The sequence below is a fragment of the Thermoplasmata archaeon genome (genome assembly GCA_035532555.1).
Lineage (GTDB): Archaea > Thermoplasmatota > Thermoplasmata > Lutacidiplasmatales > UBA184 > Lutacidiplasma.
The window spans coordinates 215,617-236,187 of the sequence record DATKQS010000024.1 but is presented as its reverse complement, the minus strand read 5'-3'; the positions used below and the strand labels follow the sequence as shown (position 1 = coordinate 236,187).

Below are 20,571 nucleotides of genomic sequence, written 5' to 3'. Positions count from 1 at the left end.
GATCCTCCTGTGGGACGCCGATCAGTTGGAGGGGCTCACGCCGGTCGTGCAGCCTCGTCCCGCGGGATCTCCCGTTGGCCCCCCGTCGCGAGGTCACGCTCCACGACCGCACCACGAGATGCCTCCTGCGGCCCGAGGATCAGAGCGCGGCGGGCACGCTGGCGCGCCGCCTCCTTGAGCTGCCGGGACATCGAGCGGCCCAATAGATCGGTATCCGCCGAGACCCCCGCGAGCCGGAGCTCCCGGACGAGGCGGATCGCATCCGGCAGGAACTCCGTCGATACCGTGACCACGTACGTGTCGAGGGCGGGTTCGCCTTCCGGCCAGCGGCCGTGCTCCTTCAACAGGAGCTCGAGCGTCTGGTCCCCGATCGCGAGCCCGCAGGCCGGAGTGGCCGGCCCGCCGAACAGCTCGATCAGTCGGTCGTACCGGCCCCCGCCGAACAGGGCCCGCAGGCTCGCATCCTTCGCGTATGCCTCGAAGACCGTGCTCGTGTAGTACGCGAGGCCCCGGACCACGGTCGGATCGAAGACGACGCGGTCCGCGATCCCAGCGGGCTCGCACAGTCGCATGAGCGCCCGGATCCGCGCGACGCCGGCCCGGGCCCCCTCCTCGAGTCCGAGGGCCTCGATCCGGTCGAAGAACGCGGGCAGGTCCGCCGGCAGAACGCCGGCTCCGACCGAGCCGAACAGGGCGGCGAGCTCGCCGGTGCGGCCGGCGGGGATCCCGGCGGATTCGAGGCCCGCGAGGAACTCCTTCGCCGACGACTTCCGATAGCGATCGACGGTGCGGAAGTACGCCGCCACGTCCGAGGCTCCGAAGTGACGGCCGAGCCCCTCCGCGAGGGGTCGATCGTTGATCCGGAACGCGTAGAGCCCGGCCGCGCCCGCTTCATCGAGAGCGAGCGCGGCCGAGGCGAGCGTCTCGACCTCGGCCTCGACGCCCGCCACGCCGAGGATGTCGAAATTGAGCTGGGAGAACTCCCGGGTCCTCCCGGCCTGGGGCTCTTCGTAGCGCCAGAGCTTCTGGACCGTGAACCACTTGACGGGCAGGGGTTCGGACTTCGCCCGCTCCGCGTAGATCCGGGCGAGCGACGGGGTCGTCTCCGGAGCGAGCGCGACGTCGCGGCCGCCCTTGTCCTGGAACGCCCAGACCTCCCGGGTGATCTCCTCGCCGCTCTTGACCTTGTACAGATCGAGCGGCTCGACGCTCGGGGTCTCGAGCTCGGAGAAGCCGCACCGGCGGGCGCTCGCCCGCATCCGTCGCATCAGTTCCGATCGGGCGCCGGCCTCGGGAGGGACGTAGTCCCGGAACCCTCGAAGCGGAGCGAACGGCATGCTCCGCGGAGCGGCCGCTGCGTACTTATGTATTGGGAAGCGGGGGTGGGGTCTCGGGGCCGAGCGGGGCGAGGTGCCGGCGCGCGGACGGCGTTGGATGGTAGACTCCGGCCGGGAACTCGGGCCGGACCACGACGCGTCGCGCGGCTTCGGGAGGCCAGCGGGCGTGGCAGCCCGGACATCGATAGCCGCGGGCCGTACCGAGCGAGCGAGCGCGGCGCTCGCACTCCGGGCAGCGCGGCGCTTGGGATCTCCCCGCAACTTCGCGACGCGTGACGATCTCGATGCCCTCGACACGGAACGTCGCGTCGCCCGCGCGCCCACCCCAGACCTTTACGCGATCGCCGGGCCGAAGCGAACGGCCCACCGCCGGTAGGGTCTTCGTCGGTTCGAACGCCATGCAGACGAGTTCGGCCCCGTCCGCGTCCACGATCGGAAAGCGAACGTGGCCACCTCGCAGCGTGGTCGGAACGCCCCCCACGAGCCCTTCCACGCGTCCGCTCTCGTACGGGCCGAGGGAGGCCGCGGGACGCCGCAGGAGGTGATCGCCCGTCCCTTGATTGGTGCAGAAGAGCATCCAGCGTTCCACCGGCTCGGAGCGGACCGTCGCGAGGGCACGCAGCGGCGCTCCCCGCCGACGCGAACGCAGCCCGAAGAGGATCGGGCAGGGCGTGTGCGGGGCGATGAGGAGTCGTCGGGTCGCCGGATCGGTGCACAGGAATAGGTCCGGGTACCGGCGCTGAGCCTCCTGAACCGATCCGACGTCGATCTCGCGTCGGAGCGAGCCGTGCGCGGGGTCGCGGTAGGCGAGAAGCTCCCAGGTCGGGTGCGCTTCGGGCCAGGCGGCGCTCGCCGCGGCTCCGACCACGCCGAGATCGTCGCCGTGGATCCGCACCGTGGCGCCCAGATCGCTCAGCGTCGCTCGGACTTCGTCCGCCCGGACGACACTGCGGACCGCGTTCCAGTACAGCGACGACGGCAATCGTCGCGTCGAGGCGACCAACGCCGGATCCGTGCCGGCCTCGCCGACCCGCGAGGCGTCGAGCACGGCCTTCCACGCCGCGTCGATCAGATCGGTCGCGAGCGTCGGCGAGAGCCGGGCCCCCCGGTCGTAGGCCCACACCGCGCGTCCATCGATCGACCCGCAGCGCCGGCGACGTCCTCGCCCAATGCCGAAGCGGGCGCTGAGCGCGGCGTTGCCGCGCGTCTTGAAGGGGATGTTGGGATTGAGGCGGACCAGACGCGGGTCGCCGATCGGGTCCACGCCGAGGTCCCGGGCGACGCGGACGACCTCGGTCAGAGCGTGCGTCGTGCACCCTCCTCGGGGGCTATCCGTGTCGTCGATGCCGATCCACATCGCGCGGGCGGAGACCCCGCGAGCCCAAAGAAGATGCGGCCTCTACGCGACGCTGCGCAGGAGCTTCGCGTACGCCGCCATGTTCGGCTCGATCTCGATCTCGGTCCGGGCCGGTCCGAGGGCTCCCGCTGGGAGCACCCGCGTCTCGAGGGCGGGGTCGAGCGGGGCGCCCGCCTGGGGGCGGTGCATCACGCCGATCGGGATCTTCCCGGAATCCATCGTCTCCATGCAGAGCCGGAACATCGCCTTGCGGTCCGACGGATCGTAGCCGGGCAGTTTGCTCACGTCCACGACCTGCTCGCGCCAGAGCTTGTACGTATCGTTGTACGTCACGCACGGGGAGAGATCCTCGATGAACGCGAACCCCCGGTGCGCCCGGTTGAACTCGAGCGCCTCCTTCAGGACCGCCGTTAGGGTCTTCGGGTCGCCGGAGAACGTGCGGGCGATGAAGTTCGGCGCCGGGATCGACAGCGCGGTGAGGATCGCGTCGAACGGCTTTTCGATGTTCCCTTCGAAGCCGATCTGGCTCGTGGGGGAGGGTTGGCCCTTCGTCAGGCCGTACGTCTCATTGTTCATCACGATGTACAGGATCGAGACATTCTTCTTGAACGCATGCATGAAGTGCCCCATCCCGATCGCATAACCGTCCCCGTCGCCGCCGGCCGCGAACACCGTCAGGTTCGGGTTCGCCAGCTTCACCCCGATCGCCTGGGCGAGAAGACGCCCGTGGAGCGCGTGCAGGCCGTTGATTTCGAGGAAGTTGTGGATCGAGCCCGAGCAGCCGATCCCTCCGACCAGCACGAGCTCGTGCGTCGGGATCTTCAGCTCGGCCGCGGCCTTCTTGACACACGCGAGGAGCGCGAAGTCCCCGCACCCGGGGCACCAGATCGGTTGGGTGGGTTTCGCGGATTGCACCATCTTACACACCCTCCGTGATCGGGCGGACGATGTCGGGGGAGCGGAACGAGAGGCCGTCGTAGCGCAGGATCGATCGGAGTTTGGCGTGGTGCCAGGGAACCGTCTCGCGGATGAGTCGCGCGAACTGTCCGGTGTAGTTGCTCTCCACGACGTACGCCACGTCGACGCCATGGAGGAACGGATCGAGCTCGTGCCCGGGAACCGGCCAGAGCGTCCGCGGCTGGTAGAACCGGGTGTGGATTCCCCGGGTCTTGAGGCGCTCCTGGGCTTCGAGGATAGGGCCAATCGTGCTCCCGTATCCGATGATGCCGATCTTGGCGTGGGGTTCGCCGAAGTACTTTCCGGCCGGAAGATCCGGGACCGCCGCCACCATCTTTCCCATCCGCTTGGCCATCATCTTCAAGCGGTTTTCCGGATTGACCGAGACGTGCCCCCACTCGTCGTGCTCGTTGCCCGTGACCTGGCTCCATACTCCCGGAGTTCCGGGTGGCGCGATCGGACTTCCGCTGTCGGCCGTGAATGCGTAGCCCTTGTACTCGGTCATCTTCTCGAGGTCGGCCCCCGAGAGGCGCTTCCCTCGGACCATGTGGATCCCCTCGAGATCGTACGGCGGGCTCGTCGTCGTGTTCTGACTGAGCGCCTGATCGAGGAGGAGGATGACGGGGGCCCGCCACTTGTCGGCGATGTTGAGTGCGTCGACGGTGAGCTGGAAGCATTCGAGGGGAGTCCCGGGGGCGAGGATGAACCGGGGGAACTCCCCGTGCCCGAGGTTCGCGAGGTGGGCGAGGTCCGATTGCTCGTGCCGCGTCGGCTGCCCCGTAGACGGGCCAACTCGGGCGCAGTCGGCGATGACGATGGGGATCTCCGCCGCACCCGCGTGGCCGATCCCCTCGGTCATGAGGGAGAGACCGGGACCACTCGTGGAGGTCATCACCCGTGCGCCGGCGTACGCGGCGCCGATGATCATGTTGATCGCGGCGAGTTCGTCCTCGGCTTGGCGCACGACACCCTGAAACGCCGGTAGGTAGCGCTGGAGGTACTCCATTACCTCGGTGGCCGGTGTAATAGGATAGCCGGCAAAGAACCGTCCGCCCCCGACCACGAAACCGAGCGCGACCGCCTGGTTTCCGATCGTGAGGATCTGGTCGTGCGCGTCACCGGCCTCGACGTGCCAGCGGTCGGCGAGGCCGGGGACGGAGAGTGCGGCCTGCCGCCCGATATCGAGCGCCTTGAGGTTCTTGGCCAGCGCCTCCTCCCCTCGACGCGTGAACCGTTCCTCGATGACCTGGCGGGTCATGACCGGATCGAACCCCAGCAGCACACTGAGGGCGCCGTAGGCGGCGGTGTTCTTGTAGATCGGTTGGCCGACCTGGCCCCCGACGAGGGTCGCGAAAGGGAATCCATAGGCCTTTGGAACGTCCGCGGCCGACCCGGTGGAGTCGTACAGCACGATCCCCTCCGGACCGAGCTCGGACCGTCCGATCTCGATGGCCTGTTCGTCGAACGCCATCAGGATGTCGACATCGGGCTTGATTGACAGGATGGGTTGGCAGGAGGCGCGGATTGACGCGTCCGCGTGGCCCCCGCGGATGCGCGAGAGGACGTTGCGCGACGTGTAGACGTACAGGCCGAGCTTGCGGAAGTACCGTCCCAAGAGGTCGGAGACGGTGAGGGTCCCGTCGCCTCCCTGGCCCCCGATCATGACGCAGATATCGGCGAGCCGCTTCGGAGGGGTGCCGGGGGAGGGGATCGGTTCGGTGGAGATCGCTTCGGTGCGGCTCGCAGGGGTTGTCATTGTACGGAACCCGGCGGCGGACCGCCCCGGTTCTGAGAGAATCGAGGCCCCCCTCGTATTTAACGGATAACCCGGCCGAGGGGAAGTTCCGGCGTTTTTCGGTCGCCGTCCGGCGTAAGATTCGCAACAAAGGTTATCTGAAAACTCCCGGTCGTAGAGGTCGTGGCCGACGAGCGGTTGGTCGAGGATTACCACTCCTTCACGGCGACCCGACGGCGGTTCGCCGATCCGATCGTCTTCTGGGACGAGACTTTGCGCGACGGCGAGCAGACACCTGGAGTGCATTTCAGCCCGGAAGAGAAGCTGCGGATCGCCGAGGTCTTGGCCGACATCGGCGTTCCCCTCATCGACGCCGGCATCCCCGTCGTCTCGACCGAGGAGACCCGCGCGGTCCACCTCCTCGCCCATGCCGGGCTCAAATCGAAGGTACTCGCCTCGGCGCGGACGGTTCCCGCCGACGTCGAAGCGGTCATCCAGAGCGGCGCGAGCCACATCGCGATCTTCGTCGCCGCGAGCCAAGTCCACCTTCGCTACAAGCTGAAGATGACCCAGGAGGAGGTGCGCGAGGTCTCGATCGCGAGTGTTCGGCGGGCGAAGAGCGCCGGCCTCCACGTCGCATTCGTGACCGAGGACACGGTCCGGGCGCCATTCGATTTCGTGGAACGTCTATATCGGGACGTTCAGGAGGCCGGCGCGGACCGGCTCGTGATCTCCGACACGGTCGGCATCATGACACCGCTCACGTTCCGGTGGTACCTGGAGGAGTTCCAGCGTCGCGTGCACCCGAAGGACCTCTCGGTCCACTGCCACAACGACTTCGGCTTCGCGACGGCGAACACGCTCACCGCGCTCGAGGTCGGAGTCACCGCTCCCCATACATGCGTCAACGGATTGGGAGAGCGAGCCGGGAACGCCGCCTTCGAGGAGGTCGCGCTCGCGCTCGAGCGCCTCTACGGAGTACGCACCGGGCTGCGGACCGAGCGGATGTACGAGCTTTCCCAACTGGTGGAGGAACTCTCGGGCGTCGTCGTCCAGCCGAACAAGGCGATCGTGGGGTACAACTCCTTCTCGCACGAAGCCGGTATCCATACGCATGGGATTCTCGCGCACACGCTCACGTACGAGCCAATGCAGCCGGAGGTCGTGGGGCGGCACCGGCGGATGATCTTGGGCAAGCACAGCGGCAAGGCCGCGGTCGTCGAGAAGCTCAAAGAACGGGGCATCGTCGCCCCGGAGCCGCTGCTCGCCGAGCTCCTCCAACGCCTCAAGGCCCAAGGCGAGGCGCGTTCGAAGGAAGAACTCCGAGCGTTCCTCGAGGAGTATCGCCACCTCTTTGAACAACCAGGGATCTCCGACGTGGAGTTCTGGAAGATGGTCGAGGCGGTAGGGCTCAAGGAGGTCCGCGCATGAATAGCGGCAACGGCGGGATGACCCTCGCCGAGAAGATCCTGGCACGCGCTTCGGGCCTCGATCACGTCGCTTCCGGCCAGATCATCGAGGGGAGCGTCGATCTCGCGATGATGCACGAACAGGGCGCGCAGACCGTCGCTCCGTTCCATCAGATGGGCGCCGAGAAGGTCTGGGATCGAGACCGTGTCGTGATCGCGATCGACCACTGGGTTCCCGCGTCGACCGAGGGAGCCGCGGTGCTCCACCGGATCCTGCGCAAGTTCGCGACGGAGGTCGACCTCCCCCACTTCTACGATGTCGGGAACCACGGCATATGTCACCAGATCCTCGCCGAGCACGGGTGGGTCGTGCCGGGGGACCTCGCGGTGGGTACCGACTCCCACACGAACATGCTCGGCGCCATGGGCGCCGTGGCGGCCGGTATCGGGCCCACCGAGATGGCGGCGGTTCTTGCGCTCGGCCGCCTATGGCTGAAGGTACCATCGACGCTGCGCATACGCGTGAAGGGGCACCTCGGGCCCGGGGTCGTCGCGAAGGACCTCGTCCTGCGCGCGCTCGGCGAAGTGAAGACGACCGGTGCGACGTACAAGTCGGTCGAGTGGACCGGGCCGACGATCGAGCGGCTCTCCATGCCCGAGCGATTCACGATCTGCAACATGACAACCGAGATGGGAGCGAAGTGCGGACTCGTCGCTCCCGACGAGAAGACGTTCGAGTACCTGCGCACGATCGCCAAGCATCCGATGCATCCGGTCTACGCGGACGCCGACGCGACGTACGAGCGCACGATCGACATCGACGTGGACGGGATGCCGCCGATGGTCGCGTGCCCGTACTCTCCCGACAATGTCCGCCCGCTCACCGATGTCGTGAACGAGCACATCCACGTCGATCAGGCGTTCTTGGGATCCTGCACGAACGCCCGCATCGAGGATATCCGGGAAGGCGCGGCGATCCTGAGGGGCCACAAGGTCCACCCGGGCACTCGGTTCATCGTCTCGCCGGCGTCGACGTCGATCTACGAACAATGCCTCCAGGAGGGCCTCATCGAGCTCTACACGGAGGCCGGCGCGGTCTTCACGAACTCGAGCTGCTCGGCATGCTTTGGGGGCAACATGGGCATCATCGCCCCGGACGAAGTGTGCGCGTCCTCCTCCAACCGGAACTTCCCCGGTCGGATGGGACCGAAGGAGGGCCGGATTTACCTCATGAGCCCGGCCGCGACCGTCGCCGCGGCCATCCGAGGCGAGATCGCCGACCCGCGGGAGTTCGCCTAGGTGGGGATAGACACGATGAAGGACCTCATCGAGGGGCGGGTCTGGACGCTCGGGCGCGACATGGACACCGACCAGATCATCTCGGGAAAGTATCTCACGATCATCGATCCGCAAGAACTGAAGAAGCACGTGCTCGAGATCGGCCTTCCCGAGTTCGCCGCCGGCGCTCGACCCGGGGACATCCTCATTGCGGACGAGAACTTCGGCTCCGGCTCGAGCCGGGAGCATGCGCCGGCCGCGCTCAAGGCCGCGGGAATCGGAGCGATCGTCGCCGACTCGTTCGCCCGCATCTTCTATCGCAACTCGATCAATCTCGGCATCCCGACGATTGAGGCCCGGGGCGTCCGCGCGTTGTTCGAGATGGGCGATACCGCTCGGATCGAGATGCGAGCGGGCCGGATCACGAACCTGCGGACGAATCGCTCGATCACCTTCCCTCCCATCCCTCACCACCTCCTCGACCTCCTCGAGGCCGGCGGTCTCGTCGAGAAGGTGAAGGTCGAGCTCGCGCAGCGCAAGGCCGCCGCCGGGACCCCCCGGGCATGAGGACGAGCGGCTACGACATCGTCGTGCTTCCCGGGGACGGCACGGGCCCGGAGGTCATCGCCCAGGGGAGACGTGTCCTGGACGCGCTGGCGGAGACCGGCGCGCCGAAGTGGACGATCACCGAGCACCCCGGAGGGGCCCAGTACTACCAGCGTACCGGACGGGAGTGGGAGCCCGAGGCCGAGGCGGCGGCCCACGCCGCGGACGCGATCCTCCTCGGCGCAGTCGGCTGGCCAGGAATCTCTCTCCCGAATGGTGACATCGCCGGCGCGGCGCTCGTACTGGGCCTGCGCTCTCGGCTCGATCTGTACGCGAACGTCCGGCCCTGCCGACTCTATCCGGGGGTCACCCACCGGATCAGCGGCGAGTACCGCACGATCTGGTCCCCGGCGAAGGTCGACATGGTGATCCTGCGAGAGAACACGGAGGACCTCTACGCGCCCTTCCACGGCCGGCTCGCACGAGCCGGCGAGACCGAACTGACGATCGACTCCCGGGTGATCACCCGTAAGGGCTCCGAGCGGATCCTTCGACGGGCCTTCGAGACCGCCCAGCGCCGCGACCGGGGCGCTCCGGAGGACGGGGTTCGACGCGTCACCTGCGTGGACAAGTCGAACGTGATGGAGGGTTGCCGCTTCTTCCGCGAGACCTACGACCGTGTCGCGTCGGACTTCCCCACGATCGGTCGGGACTACGCGTACGTCGATGCCTTCACCCAGTGGCTCGTGCGGAACCCCGAGCACTACGACGTGGTCGTCGCCACGAACATGATGGGGGACATCATCACGGACCTCGCCTCGGTGTTGCAGGGGGGCATGGGGTTCGCCGCCGGGGGAAACATCGGTGACGACCATGCGATGTTCGAGCCGGTCCACGGAAGCGCGCCGAAGTACGCGGGGAAGAACCAGGTCAACCCGTTCGCGACGTTCTTCGCGGTGGAGATGATGTTGCGGTGGCTCGCCGACCGGAACAGCGACCGCCTCCTCACCGCCCAGGCCGATCGGCTCGAGCGAGCGATCGCCGGCGTCCTGGAGCGCGGGAGCGCGCGCACGTACGATCAAGGCGGCACGGCTACCACCTCCGATGCCGGGGACCGCGTGGTCGAGGCGCTGCGGGGAGAGCGACGATGAGCCGGCGCGTGGCGATCGTGGGAGGTGCGACCACACCCTTCGGGGTGCGCCCTACCACGTGGTCGGAACTCGCCCAGGAGGTGGGGGCCGCGCTCTTCCGCGCGGTGCCTCCGTTGCGGGCAGAGGACGTCGATTCGCTGTTCGTGGGCTCCGCAGAGCCCGAGCGTTTCGCGTTCCAGTCGCATGTGGCGCCGCTCGCCGCCGAACAGATGGGCCTTCGGCCGTATCGCATCCTGCAGCGCACCGAGCTCGCGTGCGCTTCCGGTCAGTCCGCGATCCGTTCGGCCTACGCCGCGATCGCGGCCGGGCTTTCCGACGTGGCCGTCGCGGTCGGCGTGGAGAAGATGAACCTGCCGTCAATGGCCGAGGCGAACAGTTCGATGGGATGCGTGATGGACCGGGCGTGGGACGGGCCGCACGGAGCGACCGCGCCGCCGTTCTTCGCGATGGTGGCCCAGCGCCATATGCTCGAGCACGGGACGACGGCGGAAGCGTTGGCGCGGGTCTCCGAGAAGAACCACCGGTTCGCGAATACGAACCCGACCGCGCAGTTCTACGCCAAGACGTTCTCTTCCGAGAAGCTGCTCGGCCTTCCGGTGGTCGCGCCCCCGCTGCGGCTGGGAGACTGTTCTTCGATGACCGATGGTGCGTCGGCCGTGGTCGTGGCCGGGGAAGAGTTCGTTCGCCGCTTCACCGATCGTCCGGCCTGGATTCGGGGGACCGGTCAGTACTCCGACTTCCACAACCTGGCCCACGCGGGGTCGCTGACGCAGTGGCCCGGTTTGACGCGAGCCGCCGGCGAGGCGCTCGGCCGGGCCAAGCTCACCATCCAGGACATCGACTTTGCCGAGATCCACGATTGCTTCACGATCTCGGAGATCGTCGAGTACGAGGCGCTCGGTCTGTGCCCGCCGGGCGAGGGAGGCCCGTACGCGCTTGAAGGGCGGAGCGATCTCGGTGGCGATATCGTCATCAACCCGCGGGGCGGGCTTCTCGGATGCGGCCACCCGCTCGGGGCGACGGGGATCGCACAAGCTGTCGAGGTCTTCCAACAGTTCGCGGGAGCCGTCCCGGCGGCGCGTCAGGTCCCCGATCCTCGCTTCGCGCTCGTTCACAATCTCTCGGGGAGCGCCAACGTGCACTCCGTGATGGTCTACGAAGGAGGTGGCGGGCCGTGAGCGAATCCGCGCCCCCCGGCCGTAAGCGCCCCCGGGTGACCGTCGCTCCCGCACCGCCCACGTCGGTCCCCTTAGAGCCGCCGCGTCCGAAGGTGGTGGTGGCGCCTTCGCCTCCCTTCCTTCTGGACTTCTTCCCACTCCAAGGCGCCGGGCAGACTCGGCTATCGCGGTTCTACGACCGGCTCAAGGAGGGCCGTGTCTCGACCACGCGCTGCCCCCGGGACGGCGAGGTCCACTGGCCACCGCGCGTCGCCTGTCCCATCTGTCACGGTGAAGAGCTCGAGTGGATCGATCTGCCCGAACACGGGCGGATCTATGCGTTCAGCGCGGTGCTGGGCGGGGCGCCCCTCGGGATGGAGGCCGACGTGCCTTTCGCCGTCGGCCTGGTCGATCTTGCCGGCTCTCCCCTGCGCCTCTTCGGCCGGATCGAGGGCCGGCCGTGGACGGCCCTGAAGATCGGCGACGAGGTCCGCATCGAGGCCTACCCGCTGGCCGACGGGAGATCGTTCTACCGGTTCCGAGCGCTCGGGTAGCCCCCGGGGCGCTGCGACGGCGACGAGCGCGCCGATATTGACGAGGCCGAGGCTATTTATAGCGGCCCTTGGTCTCGCGCGCCGCCGGCTCGGAGAGCCGGAGGCCGATGGAATCGGAGAAATCAGGCTGGTGGCATAAGCACGGCTGGACGGCTGCCATCCTCCTCACGGCGTTCGGCATCGCGTTCGCCGTCCGTACCATCTGGGCGGGGCCCGTCGTAGAACTGTGGGGGCCGCTGTACACCTACGCGGGCGGTTCCGATTCGTACTACCATTCGCGCGTGATGAGCTACATCATTGCGAATCACACGAATCTGATCCACGATCCGCTGCTGCGCTACCCGATCGGTGCGATCAACCCGCGAGAGCCGCTGTTCGACTGGATGAACGCCATCCTCGGCATCGTCTTCGCCCCGTTCTTCGGCGGGAATGCCAACGTCGCCGGGGCGTGGTTCCTGGACCTTCAGGCCCCCCTCTGGGCCGCGCTCAGCGTCTTCCCGACCTACCTCATCGGCCGAGAGGTCGGCGGCCGCCGGGTCGGTCTCATCGCCGCCATCATCTCCCCGTTCCTCGTCGCCAGCATCAACGAATCGATCTACGGCTACGCCAACTATCTCTCGTTCTACACGTTCATCATTTTGGTCGCGCTCTACGCGTACATGCGGGCCGTGAAGGCGGTCGGCTCGCGTCGGTGGGTGGTCAGCTACCGGTCCGCCGGGTCGTTCCGGGCCGGGCTTAGGAACTTCCTACGCTACGAACGCAGCGCCGTCAAATGGGCGGTGTTCGCAGGAGTCTGCTTCGGAGCGCTGGCGCTCGCCTGGCAGGGGTACACCTACCTCGTGGCGATCATCGCCGTGTTCATCTTGATCACGATGATCATCGAGCGGATCCGGCGCGTCGATTCCTTCGGGGTCTACGTCGTCACCTGGATCGTCGGGCTCGTGGGCTTCCCGCTCGCGGTGCCCTACTACCTCGTGCAGGGAGAGTTCACGAACTGGTTCGACCTGCCGCTCCTCTTGTTCTTCGGCACCCTTCTCCTCCTGCTCCCCTTCCTGCTGATGCGGGACTACCCCTGGGTGATCTCCCTCCCGATCCTCGTGGCCATCGTGGGGTTCGCCACCCTCGCGTTGTCGATCGTGAGCCCGGTCTACTTCACGAACCTGGTCACGGGACAGGGCTACTTCACCAAGACACTCATTTACTCGACCGTCGCCGAGGCCCAGTCGCCCTCGATCGACCAATTAATCGTCAGTTACGGAGTGATCACGTTCTTCCTCGCCTTCGTGGGCGTGGCCCTCGTCGCTTGGGATTTGGTCCGCAACAAGTTCCAGCGCTGGCTGACGCTGTTCCTCGTCTTCGGGATCCTCTCGCTCTACCTGCCCTTCTCGGCGTCGAAGTTCCTGCTGCTGGGGGCCCCGGCGTTCGCGCTCCTGCCCGCGTTCGCGATCAAGCGGCTCTGGGATGTGGGCCGTTACTCGGAGATGCGCGAGAGCATGAGCTCCCTCGCCGAGGAGCGTCGCAGTCGCTGGAGGGCGTTCCGACGCTCGATCAAGCCGCGTCACGTGCTCGTGATCATCGTCGTGGTCGGGCTCCTCGTCCCCAACGTCTGGTACGCGATGGATGCGGGGATCCCGAGCAACGAGAAATCCCAGTACTCGGCCCAGATCTACCACTCGCTACCGTCCTGGCTCCAGGCGAGCGGTGCGGGCGCGAGCGGCTACTACCTCGGAGCAGCCGGCTCCTCCATCGACACGCCGAACCTGTACGATTCCGCCGCGTACAACTGGCTCGCCATGCAGGACTCGAACGTACCGGCTCCGCAACGTCCGGCGTTCATCAGTTGGTGGGATTACGGATTCCAGGCGATCGATCAAGGTCAGCACCCGGCCGTCGCCGACAACTTCCAGAACGGGATCGACCCGAGCGGCCAGTTCCTCCTGAGCCAGAACGAGTCGATCGCAATTGGCGTGTTGGTCGCCACGCTGCTCGTCGGGGCCCAGGGCCAACCGGGCGCGACCCTGTCCGCACCGATCAACCAGATCCTCGCGGCCGACGGGGTCAGCCCGACGATCATCAAGGGGTTCTTGGTCAACCTGACGACCGACTACTATCAGGTCATCAATAACCCGCAGATCTTCCTGGCGGTCAATCCGAACACGCTCACGAGCCTGAATGCGATGTACATGGTGATCTCGTACTACATCGCGCAGGTCCTTCCCCTCAACGGGGTCGCGAAGCTCTACAACGACCTCCAGTCCTACACGGGCTGGTCGATTCGCTACTCGATGAGCGACAGCCGCCTCTTCCCATTCAGCGGCCAGAACACGGGGATCTTCTACGCTCCGGCGGACCTGACCGGGCGCGTCATCGACTCCGGTGGCAACCCCAAGACGTACTTCAACGTCACGATCCTCGGGTCCGATGGGAGGTACTACGACGCCGGCACCTTGCCGGCGTCTGTTAGCGCGGTTCAGTACTACATCAACTATTTCACGCCGTTCTACCGGTCGATGATCTATCACATCTACATCGGGTACAACGGAACCGATATCGGACTCGCGAACGGGATCCCGGGGCTCCAGGGCGCTGCCGCGAGCTCTCCGATCGAGCCCGGCTGGATGCTCCAGCACTTCCAGGTCGCCTACAAGACCGCCTACTACTGTCCGCCGGGGGAGACCTCCTCCAATCCGAACTGCAATGTCGCCATGAACCTGCCCGCCGCCACGGCGCTCGCGGCGCAGACGGGCGGGACCGCCGACACCTCCGCCACGTCGTACTTCAACGGCGGGGAGTCGATGCTGGTCTACTACGCCGGCCAGCCGCTCATCGGCACGGTCAACCTGCCGAACGGCGCGCCGGTCCCGGGAGCGATGGTGACCGTCTACGACTCATGGGGGATCCCGCACCAGATGGCCCGGACCAGCGCGGACGGCTCCTATTCCGTGATCCTTCCTCCCGGGGAGGACACCGTCAACGTGACGACCGGGACGTTCCAGGGACTCTCTCAGGCCGGCAATGTGCTCCTCTCCTCGATGAAGATCAATGTCTCCGCCGCGCAGGGGTTCGGGTACAACACCCCGAACATGGTCGTCCCCATTGTCGTGCACTCCTCCAGCCTGCAGGGTTTCGTGTACTGGAACAACGCCAACCAAACCTCCTACAACTCCTCGATCGACCAGCTCCTGGTGGGCGCGAAGGTCGTCTTCTGGGGGACCGTCAACCAGACCAAGCTCACGGCGACCACGGACGCGAGCGGATCGTTCCTGCTGTCGAATGTTCCGCCGGGCGTCTACAACTACAACATCCTCTACGACGGAACGAACTACACAGAGAGCGCGGTCACCGTGAAACCGAGCACTCCCGAGAACGCCACGGTCGGGCTCGCACCGGCGATCTTCCAGGGCACGGTCACCTTACCGAGCGGTGCCTCCGTATCGGGATCGACCGTGACCGCGATCTCGGCGACCGGCGTCGTATCCAGCACCACGTCCAACTCCACCGGCAGGTTCGTGCTCGGGAACCTCGGGCCCGGAAACTACACGGTCAGCGCGAGCGGCCCGTACGCGGGCTACCGATCGCTCGGGGAAGCCGCCATCGTGACGAAGCCCGGCGAGCGGATCAACCTGACCCTCGTGATCACCCCGAGCGTCTCCTTCGACCTTTCGGTGACGGCGAACGGGCAGCCCGTCGCGGGGTTCCCCGTCCGGTTCGTCCCGATACCGACGCTCTCCTCGAGCGCTTCGGCATTGAGCTACTACGCGACGGCCCAGGCGACGGCGATGGTCTTCACCACGAACTCGAACGGAGTGGTCTCGGGGACCCTGCCCACGGGCAACTACTCGATCTACGCGGTGGGGTACGTGGGGAACCGGCTGTATAGTGGCCTGACATCGATCCATACTCCCGCGAGCCTCGACTTTACCAATCCGACCACGCTTGCCCTCGCGCCGGCATTCCCTCTCTCGGGCATCGTGGGCAAGGCCGACGCTCAGAATTCCACGAGCACGTTCGTGATCGCCTACAACGCGGCGGGCATTTCGATCGTGACCCCTGTGAACGCGAGCGGAGCGTTCACCCTGCTCCTGCCCTCGGGCCCGTACACCGTGCAGGCGGTCCAGGGATTGAGCACCGCCGCGACCCCGGTCTACACGACGATGACCTCGGTCTCGCTCGTCTACGGCAGCACGATCTCGCTGACTCCCGTCGTCGGCAACTTCGTCCACTTCCAGTCGGGGAGCCCGATCAACTCCACCGGTCAGCTCTATCCGGCCGCATTCGCGATGGTGAACATCTCGGCCGGTCCGGGGGGTCCGACCGAGACCGCGTTCGCAGATGCGGAGGGGAGCGTGACGATGCTGGTGGCGGCACAGGTCTCCGGCGGCAGCTACTGCGTGCGAGCCTCCGACTTCGGTTTCAACACGACCCAGCAATGCGGGATCACGCCGACCGGACTGGTCGCCCTCACGCACTTCGTCGTGCCGCTGACCCCCGTCCCGGTGACCCTGACCGTCTACGGGGTGCCGGCGGGCGTTCCGATCACCGTGAACCTCACGAGCTCGAGCCCGACCGCGAGGTCGTTCACGGTCGCGGGCGGCCCGGTCTACTCGTTCACCATGTACCCCGGAGTCTACGGGGTGGGCGCTCGCGCGACGATCGGGAATAGCACGATCTTCTTGCCGCCGCAGGCGCTCTCGACCACGATCCTCGTCGGCACCAGCCAGACCCGGCTCTCGCTCTTGTTGATCTCCCAGGTCCTGGTCACCGGAACGCTCGTCGTACCGGCCGGCGTCCCGCTCTCCTCGGTCACCGTTCACCTCCGCTCCGCGCTCGTCAACACGACCGTGACGGGAACCCAGTTCGAGAAGGGCTTCTTCGCGATCCCTGGAACGTACTCCCTCTACGCGACCGGAAAGGGGAACGGACAATACTACGGAAACCTCTCTCTCGTACAGGTCGGCGACAATGCCAAGGTCACGACGCCCGTCGATCTGTCCCAGCGGGCCAACCTCGTCAACGGGACGGTCGTGGACTCGTCCGGCCAGATCCTCAACTCGAACGCGACATTGACGTTCCACGCCCCGGACCTCGCCAACGTCACCGGCAGCGCGAGCGCCGGATCGTACTCGGTCCTCCTACCGGCCGCGACGACCTACACCGTCACCTTCGGCGACACCCTCCTCGGCCCCGGCCCCAACGGAAGCATCTACACCACCTACTCGGCCGTCGGAGCGACCTGCACGGTCCCCGCGACGACGAGCACCGTCTGCACCATCGTCACGACCGCGAGGATCGACCCGGTCTGGTTCAACGGAACCTTGACGAACCCCGCTGGGACGCTTCCGGTATCGGGAACCATCCGCATCTCGGGCCCCTACCCGTCGCTGAACGTGACGACGCTCACCGCGACGAACGGGACGTTCTCCGTTCTCCTCGCCCCTGGGGAGTACACGATCTATGCGTCCGGTGGAGGTCCGAGCGACCCCCTCGCCGCGATCGGTCAGGTGATTCTGATACCGTCCGTCGGCCCCTCGTCGATCCCGCTCCAGCCGACCTGGAGCTACAGCGTAACGGTGGTCGCTCCGACGGCGGGCGGGATCGCGGGTGGGACGGTATCGTTCAGCGTGGGAGCCACCGGAACGAGCGCCACCGCCGTGTTTACGGGCCTCGCGCTCGGCGTGCCGTACACCGTCTCGTTGCCCGTGGGAAGCTACACCGTCCACGCCTATGCCGTGGGCACGCCGTACGGACCCCCCGCGAACGCGACCGTGTCCCAAACCATCTCGATCGTGCGGGGCAACCTCGCTTCGACCCTCACGCTCGCCTACGCCTTCGAGTACCGGGTCACGGGCACGCTTTCGGGGCCGACGTCCTCTACGATCCCCGGAGGAGCGAGCACGGGCTTTTCCTTCCGGCTGACGAGCAACGGCACCGGACCAGAGACCGTGCACTTCGTCGGAAGCCCGTCCTACTGGAATTTCACCTTCTCTCCGTCCACGGTCACGCTCCCGGCCGGAGCGACCTCCGGCGCCGTGAACGTCGGGGTCACCATCCGGGTGCCGGCGGGCGAGCTCGTGGCGCATCCGCCGATCGTGCTCTCGATCGTCGCCTCGAACGGGACGACCCTCGCCCAGGTCGCGCCGGCTCCGATCGTCCATGTCGTGCCGTACTACGGCCTCTCGCTCGGTTCGGTGCCGTCGACCTCCCCCGTTCAGGTCGCCCCCACGCGGATCCTGATACCGTTCTACATCGCCAACACGGGCAATATCAACGAGACGGCCACGATGAACGTCGTGGACGGGACCCGGCTCGCGAGTCTCGGTTGGTCGTACAACATCACGCGGAACGGCGCGGTCATCTCCGGGCCCGTCAAGCTCGCCGCCGGTGCGAACACCACTTACCTGCTCAACCTGACCGCCCGGGGATCGATCTTCATCCTGCCGGGATCGGTCACGATCAGCGCGGCGACGTCCTCCGCGAACTCGAGCCTCGTGCGCACCTCCCAAGTGACGGTGCCGGTCGTGACGATATCGGTCGACCCGTCGACCTTCCACCTGGTCGGAGCAGGGGTAGGTAGTCCCCCGGCGACCCTGCCGGACTGGCTCGTCCCGGTCCTGGTGTTCGTCCCGGCGATCGCGCTCCTCGTTCTGGTGGTCGTCTGGCGCTGGAACCGCACGCGCCGGTGGGAGCGACGATGAGCGGAAACCCTCGCGGCCGCATGGCCGGCCCGGTCTTCCTCGCGGTCCTATTGACGACCCTCCTCGCCGCCGGCGCGATCGGCTTCGCCGGTGGCGCGGCGGCAAGCCCGACCGCCCCACCGCCATCAGCCAACCCGATTGCCACCGCCGCATCGCCCCCCCTGACCGGATCGATCACGGGCCCGACGGTGCTCGGATACAACGCGACGCAGTTCTACACGATCAATGCGGTTGGGGGCCCGGCCTACAGCTCTTCGGGCGTGATGATCGGGAACATCACCTACTACATCGCCCTCAGCGCGACCAACCTCACCAAGGTCTCCATGAGCCCCACGAAGGGGGCCCTCATCAACTCGACCGCTCAGTTCAGCAGCCTCACCGTAAGCAACGTCAGCGAGACGGTCACGATCCACGTGATGATCTCCTCCGTCTACCTCGACAAGAACCAATCGATCAACCTGACGTACGCCGTCCTCGTCGTGAAGCCCTACACGCTCACGGTGACGATCACCGCCGGACCGAACTCCACGATCCTGAGCTTCCTGATCAACATCTATCTCGACGGCTCCTATGCGGGCAACTACAAGGTGCCCACGCTGACGCCGGGCGAGGTCTACACCATCAACTGGGCCTACCCCTCGGCGCCCCTCTCCGCGGGTTCGCACACCTTCACGCTCGCGATCCCGACCGCGGACAAGGGCCTCGTCACGTTCCCGAACGGGCAGGGCAGCTACTCCTACTCCTTCTACATCACGGGGCCCGCACCGGACTACACGCTGTGGATCGTGCTCGGCGTGGTCGCCTTCGCAGCCGTGGCCTTTATATCTCTCATCTTGGTGGGCGGCCGCCGGCGGAACCGAGGCCGTTCGTAGACGGTCCGCGGGCGGTTGGAAGATCCATCATGGCAGAGGCTGCGACCCTCGAATGCACCAGCTGCGGCAACGCCCTGCCCGTCAAGGGCTCGACCCAGTTCGTGTGCCCGGGCTGCGGGGAGGCCACGATCGGCCGCTGCCCGCGCTGCCGCGATCAGAGCGTGCTCTACACGTGCCCGAAGTGCGGGTTCACGGGGCCCTGAGCGGGCCGGGGAGTCGAGCGATGGGTCAAGTGGCCGTGCTCTTCCGCCTGATGCCCACGGGTGTCGAGACGAACATGGAAGGGATCGCGCAGGCCGTGCGGGCCGCGATGCCCGAGGGCGTCCGGGTCCGCGGCATGCAGGTCAAGGACATCGCGTTCGGGCTCAGGGCCCTCCTCGTGAGCGTCGTCATGACGGACGAGGGCGGCGTGCTCGATTCGACGGAACAGGCCCTGGCCAAGATCCCCCACGTAGAGTCCGTCGAGGTGATGGAGGAAGGCCTGCTGTAAAGCGGCGCCTCCTCTCCCCTCCGTGGACCTCTTCACCCACGTCCTCGTCGCCTACCTCATCACATTCGGGATCACGGGGCTTCAGCCCGGATACCTCGCGGCCGGCGCGCTGGCCGGTGGGCTCCCGGACGCGGACGCCCTCCTGTTCCCGTTGAGCAAGCGCTGGCCGCTGTTGCGCCACCATGGGATCACCCACTCGCTGCTCGGGGTGACCGTCATAGCGGTCGCGGGCGCCTTCCTCGCGCCTCTGATCCTCCCGGGGAGCCCCTGGATCTACTTCATCGTCATGGAGATCGGAGGCTGCGCCCATATCCTCCAGGATGGGTTCACGAACTTCTCCGTGCCACCGCTCGCTCCGTTCTCCGAGCGCAAGCTCGAGCTCGACGCCGACCGGGCGATCAACTTCTTCACGCTGATCGTGAGCGTCGTCGCCTTCTACCTCCTCCTCGGGGTCGAGCGTAACAGCGTGGCCTACTCGATCTACCTCGGCACGCTCTGGGCGCTCGCGGGGTTCTTCATCGCGTACTTCGCGTTGCGACTCTCGGCCCGCCTCTACGTCGGTCGTCGCTTGCATCGCCTCGGCGACTACGATCACGTCGTCCCGACGTCCAACCCGTTCGTGTGGATCGTGATCTCCGAGCGCAAGAGCGCCGACCGGATGCGCACGAGCTTCGCCCGCTACGTCTTCGGGCGTGGCATCACCCGGGGGCCCCTCACGGTGGACGTCCCGCTCGAGTCCCCCGGATCCCCCGACCGGCCCGTCACGAGCGCGGAGGACGCGCTCGAGCGCTCGTACCCGCTCGCACGGAACTCGAGCCGCTTCCTCGCCGACAGCTATCACTTCGGGTACGTGTGGGACGACGGCACGACGGGGTACGTCGTCACCTGGTACTCGCTCGAGTTCGGCGCGTTCGGCCGATCCGCCGCGGTGGACGTGCGCTTCCCACGGAGCGGAGGCACGCCCACCGTGAAGCACGCGTTCCGGCGGATCCCCGCGCCTTGGACCGTCTGATCGCACGACCGCGGATGCGCC

15 protein-coding genes are annotated in these 20,571 nt (G+C 67.0%); 11 read left to right on the top strand and 4 right to left on the bottom strand.

The genetic code is table 11. From position 1 onward, the window contains the following. Positions 1–35: 35 nt before the first annotated feature. Genes hisS through VMV28_07935 form a run of 4 tightly spaced genes read right to left on the bottom strand, consistent with a single transcriptional unit; the run spans position 36 to position 5,407 of the window. A complete protein-coding gene (hisS, locus tag VMV28_07950) occupies positions 36–1,337 on the bottom strand; it encodes a histidine--tRNA ligase (protein HUZ80529.1) in 1,302 nt (433 codons plus the stop codon). Positions 1,338–1,362: 25 nt separating this feature from the next. Next, positions 1,363–2,694, bottom strand: a complete 1,332-nt coding sequence (locus VMV28_07945) for a DUF1743 domain-containing protein (GenBank protein ID HUZ80528.1) — start codon at positions 2,692–2,694, stop codon at positions 1,363–1,365. A 42-nt stretch (positions 2,695–2,736) separates the two neighbouring features. Then, entirely contained in the window at positions 2,737–3,612 is an 876-nt protein-coding gene (locus VMV28_07940) for a thiamine pyrophosphate-dependent enzyme (protein ID HUZ80527.1), read from the bottom strand. A 1-nt stretch (position 3,613) separates the two neighbouring features. After that, complete coding sequence (locus VMV28_07935) at positions 3,614–5,407, bottom strand: 2-oxoacid:acceptor oxidoreductase subunit alpha (GenBank protein HUZ80526.1); 1,794 nt, start codon at positions 5,405–5,407, stop codon at positions 3,614–3,616. 162 nt (positions 5,408–5,569) lie between these two features. Between VMV28_07935 and aksA the strand changes: the two genes are divergently transcribed. From aksA to VMV28_07880, 11 genes are all read left to right on the top strand, one after another. Next, the gene (gene aksA / locus VMV28_07930) at positions 5,570–6,817 is read left to right on the top strand and encodes a homoaconitate hydratase (GenBank protein HUZ80525.1); all 1,248 of its coding nucleotides are present in this window, start codon (positions 5,570–5,572) and stop codon (positions 6,815–6,817) included. Further along, on the top strand, positions 6,814–8,094 hold the full coding sequence (locus tag VMV28_07925) for a 3-isopropylmalate dehydratase large subunit (protein ID HUZ80524.1): 1,281 nt from the start codon (positions 6,814–6,816) through the stop codon (positions 8,092–8,094). The genes aksA and VMV28_07925 overlap by 4 nt, the downstream gene beginning before the upstream one ends. Continuing rightward, positions 8,095–8,640 (top strand): 3-isopropylmalate dehydratase, encoded by a 546-nt coding sequence (locus VMV28_07920; protein ID HUZ80523.1) that lies wholly within the window; start codon positions 8,095–8,097, stop codon positions 8,638–8,640. Further along, positions 8,637–9,770, top strand: coding sequence for an isocitrate/isopropylmalate dehydrogenase family protein (locus VMV28_07915; protein ID HUZ80522.1), 1,134 nt, complete (start codon positions 8,637–8,639; stop codon positions 9,768–9,770). Before VMV28_07920 ends, VMV28_07915 begins: the two co-directional genes overlap by 4 nt. Next, entirely contained in the window at positions 9,767–10,948 is a 1,182-nt protein-coding gene (locus tag VMV28_07910) for a thiolase family protein (protein ID HUZ80521.1), read from the top strand. The genes VMV28_07915 and VMV28_07910 overlap by 4 nt, the downstream gene beginning before the upstream one ends. Next, positions 10,945–11,481: an OB-fold domain-containing protein gene (locus VMV28_07905; protein HUZ80520.1), complete on the top strand. Its 537-nt coding sequence runs from the start codon at positions 10,945–10,947 to the stop codon at positions 11,479–11,481. The genes VMV28_07910 and VMV28_07905 overlap by 4 nt, the downstream gene beginning before the upstream one ends. A gap of 107 nt (positions 11,482–11,588) precedes the next feature. Beyond that, positions 11,589–18,176 carry a carboxypeptidase regulatory-like domain-containing protein gene (locus VMV28_07900; protein ID HUZ80519.1) on the top strand — a complete coding sequence of 2,196 codons (6,588 nt, stop codon included), beginning with the start codon at positions 11,589–11,591 and terminating at the stop codon, positions 18,174–18,176. Then, on the top strand, positions 18,173–19,048 hold the full coding sequence (locus VMV28_07895) for a hypothetical protein (protein ID HUZ80518.1): 876 nt from the start codon (positions 18,173–18,175) through the stop codon (positions 19,046–19,048). The genes VMV28_07900 and VMV28_07895 overlap by 4 nt, the downstream gene beginning before the upstream one ends. A gap of 29 nt (positions 19,049–19,077) precedes the next feature. Beyond that, a complete protein-coding gene (locus VMV28_07890) occupies positions 19,078–19,251 on the top strand; it encodes a zinc finger domain-containing protein (protein HUZ80517.1) in 174 nt (57 codons plus the stop codon). 20 nt (positions 19,252–19,271) lie between these two features. Continuing rightward, on the top strand, positions 19,272–19,538 hold the full coding sequence (locus VMV28_07885; GenBank protein ID HUZ80516.1) for an elongation factor 1-beta: 267 nt from the start codon (positions 19,272–19,274) through the stop codon (positions 19,536–19,538). Positions 19,539–19,560: 22 nt separating this feature from the next. After that, positions 19,561–20,550, top strand: coding sequence for a metal-dependent hydrolase (locus VMV28_07880; GenBank protein HUZ80515.1), 990 nt, complete (start codon positions 19,561–19,563; stop codon positions 20,548–20,550). Positions 20,551–20,571: the final 21 nt, after the last annotated feature.

Coding starts and splice junctions, on each gene's coding strand:
- hisS (HUZ80529.1), bottom strand. CDS start 1,337: ATGCCGTTCGCTCCGCTTCGAGGGTTCCGGGACTACGTCCCTCCCGAG.
- VMV28_07885 (HUZ80516.1), top strand. CDS start 19,272: ATGGGTCAAGTGGCCGTGCTCTTCCGCCTGATGCCCACGGGTGTCGAG.
- VMV28_07900 (HUZ80519.1), top strand. CDS start 11,589: ATGGAATCGGAGAAATCAGGCTGGTGGCATAAGCACGGCTGGACGGCT.
- VMV28_07945 (HUZ80528.1), bottom strand. CDS start 2,694: ATGTGGATCGGCATCGACGACACGGATAGCCCCCGAGGAGGGTGCACG.
- VMV28_07940 (HUZ80527.1), bottom strand. CDS start 3,612: ATGGTGCAATCCGCGAAACCCACCCAACCGATCTGGTGCCCCGGGTGC.
- VMV28_07890 (HUZ80517.1), top strand. CDS start 19,078: ATGGCAGAGGCTGCGACCCTCGAATGCACCAGCTGCGGCAACGCCCTG.
- VMV28_07910 (HUZ80521.1), top strand. CDS start 9,767: ATGAGCCGGCGCGTGGCGATCGTGGGAGGTGCGACCACACCCTTCGGG.
- VMV28_07925 (HUZ80524.1), top strand. CDS start 6,814: ATGAATAGCGGCAACGGCGGGATGACCCTCGCCGAGAAGATCCTGGCA.
- VMV28_07895 (HUZ80518.1), top strand. CDS start 18,173: ATGAGCGGAAACCCTCGCGGCCGCATGGCCGGCCCGGTCTTCCTCGCG.
- VMV28_07915 (HUZ80522.1), top strand. CDS start 8,637: ATGAGGACGAGCGGCTACGACATCGTCGTGCTTCCCGGGGACGGCACG.
- VMV28_07935 (HUZ80526.1), bottom strand. CDS start 5,407: ATGACAACCCCTGCGAGCCGCACCGAAGCGATCTCCACCGAACCGATC.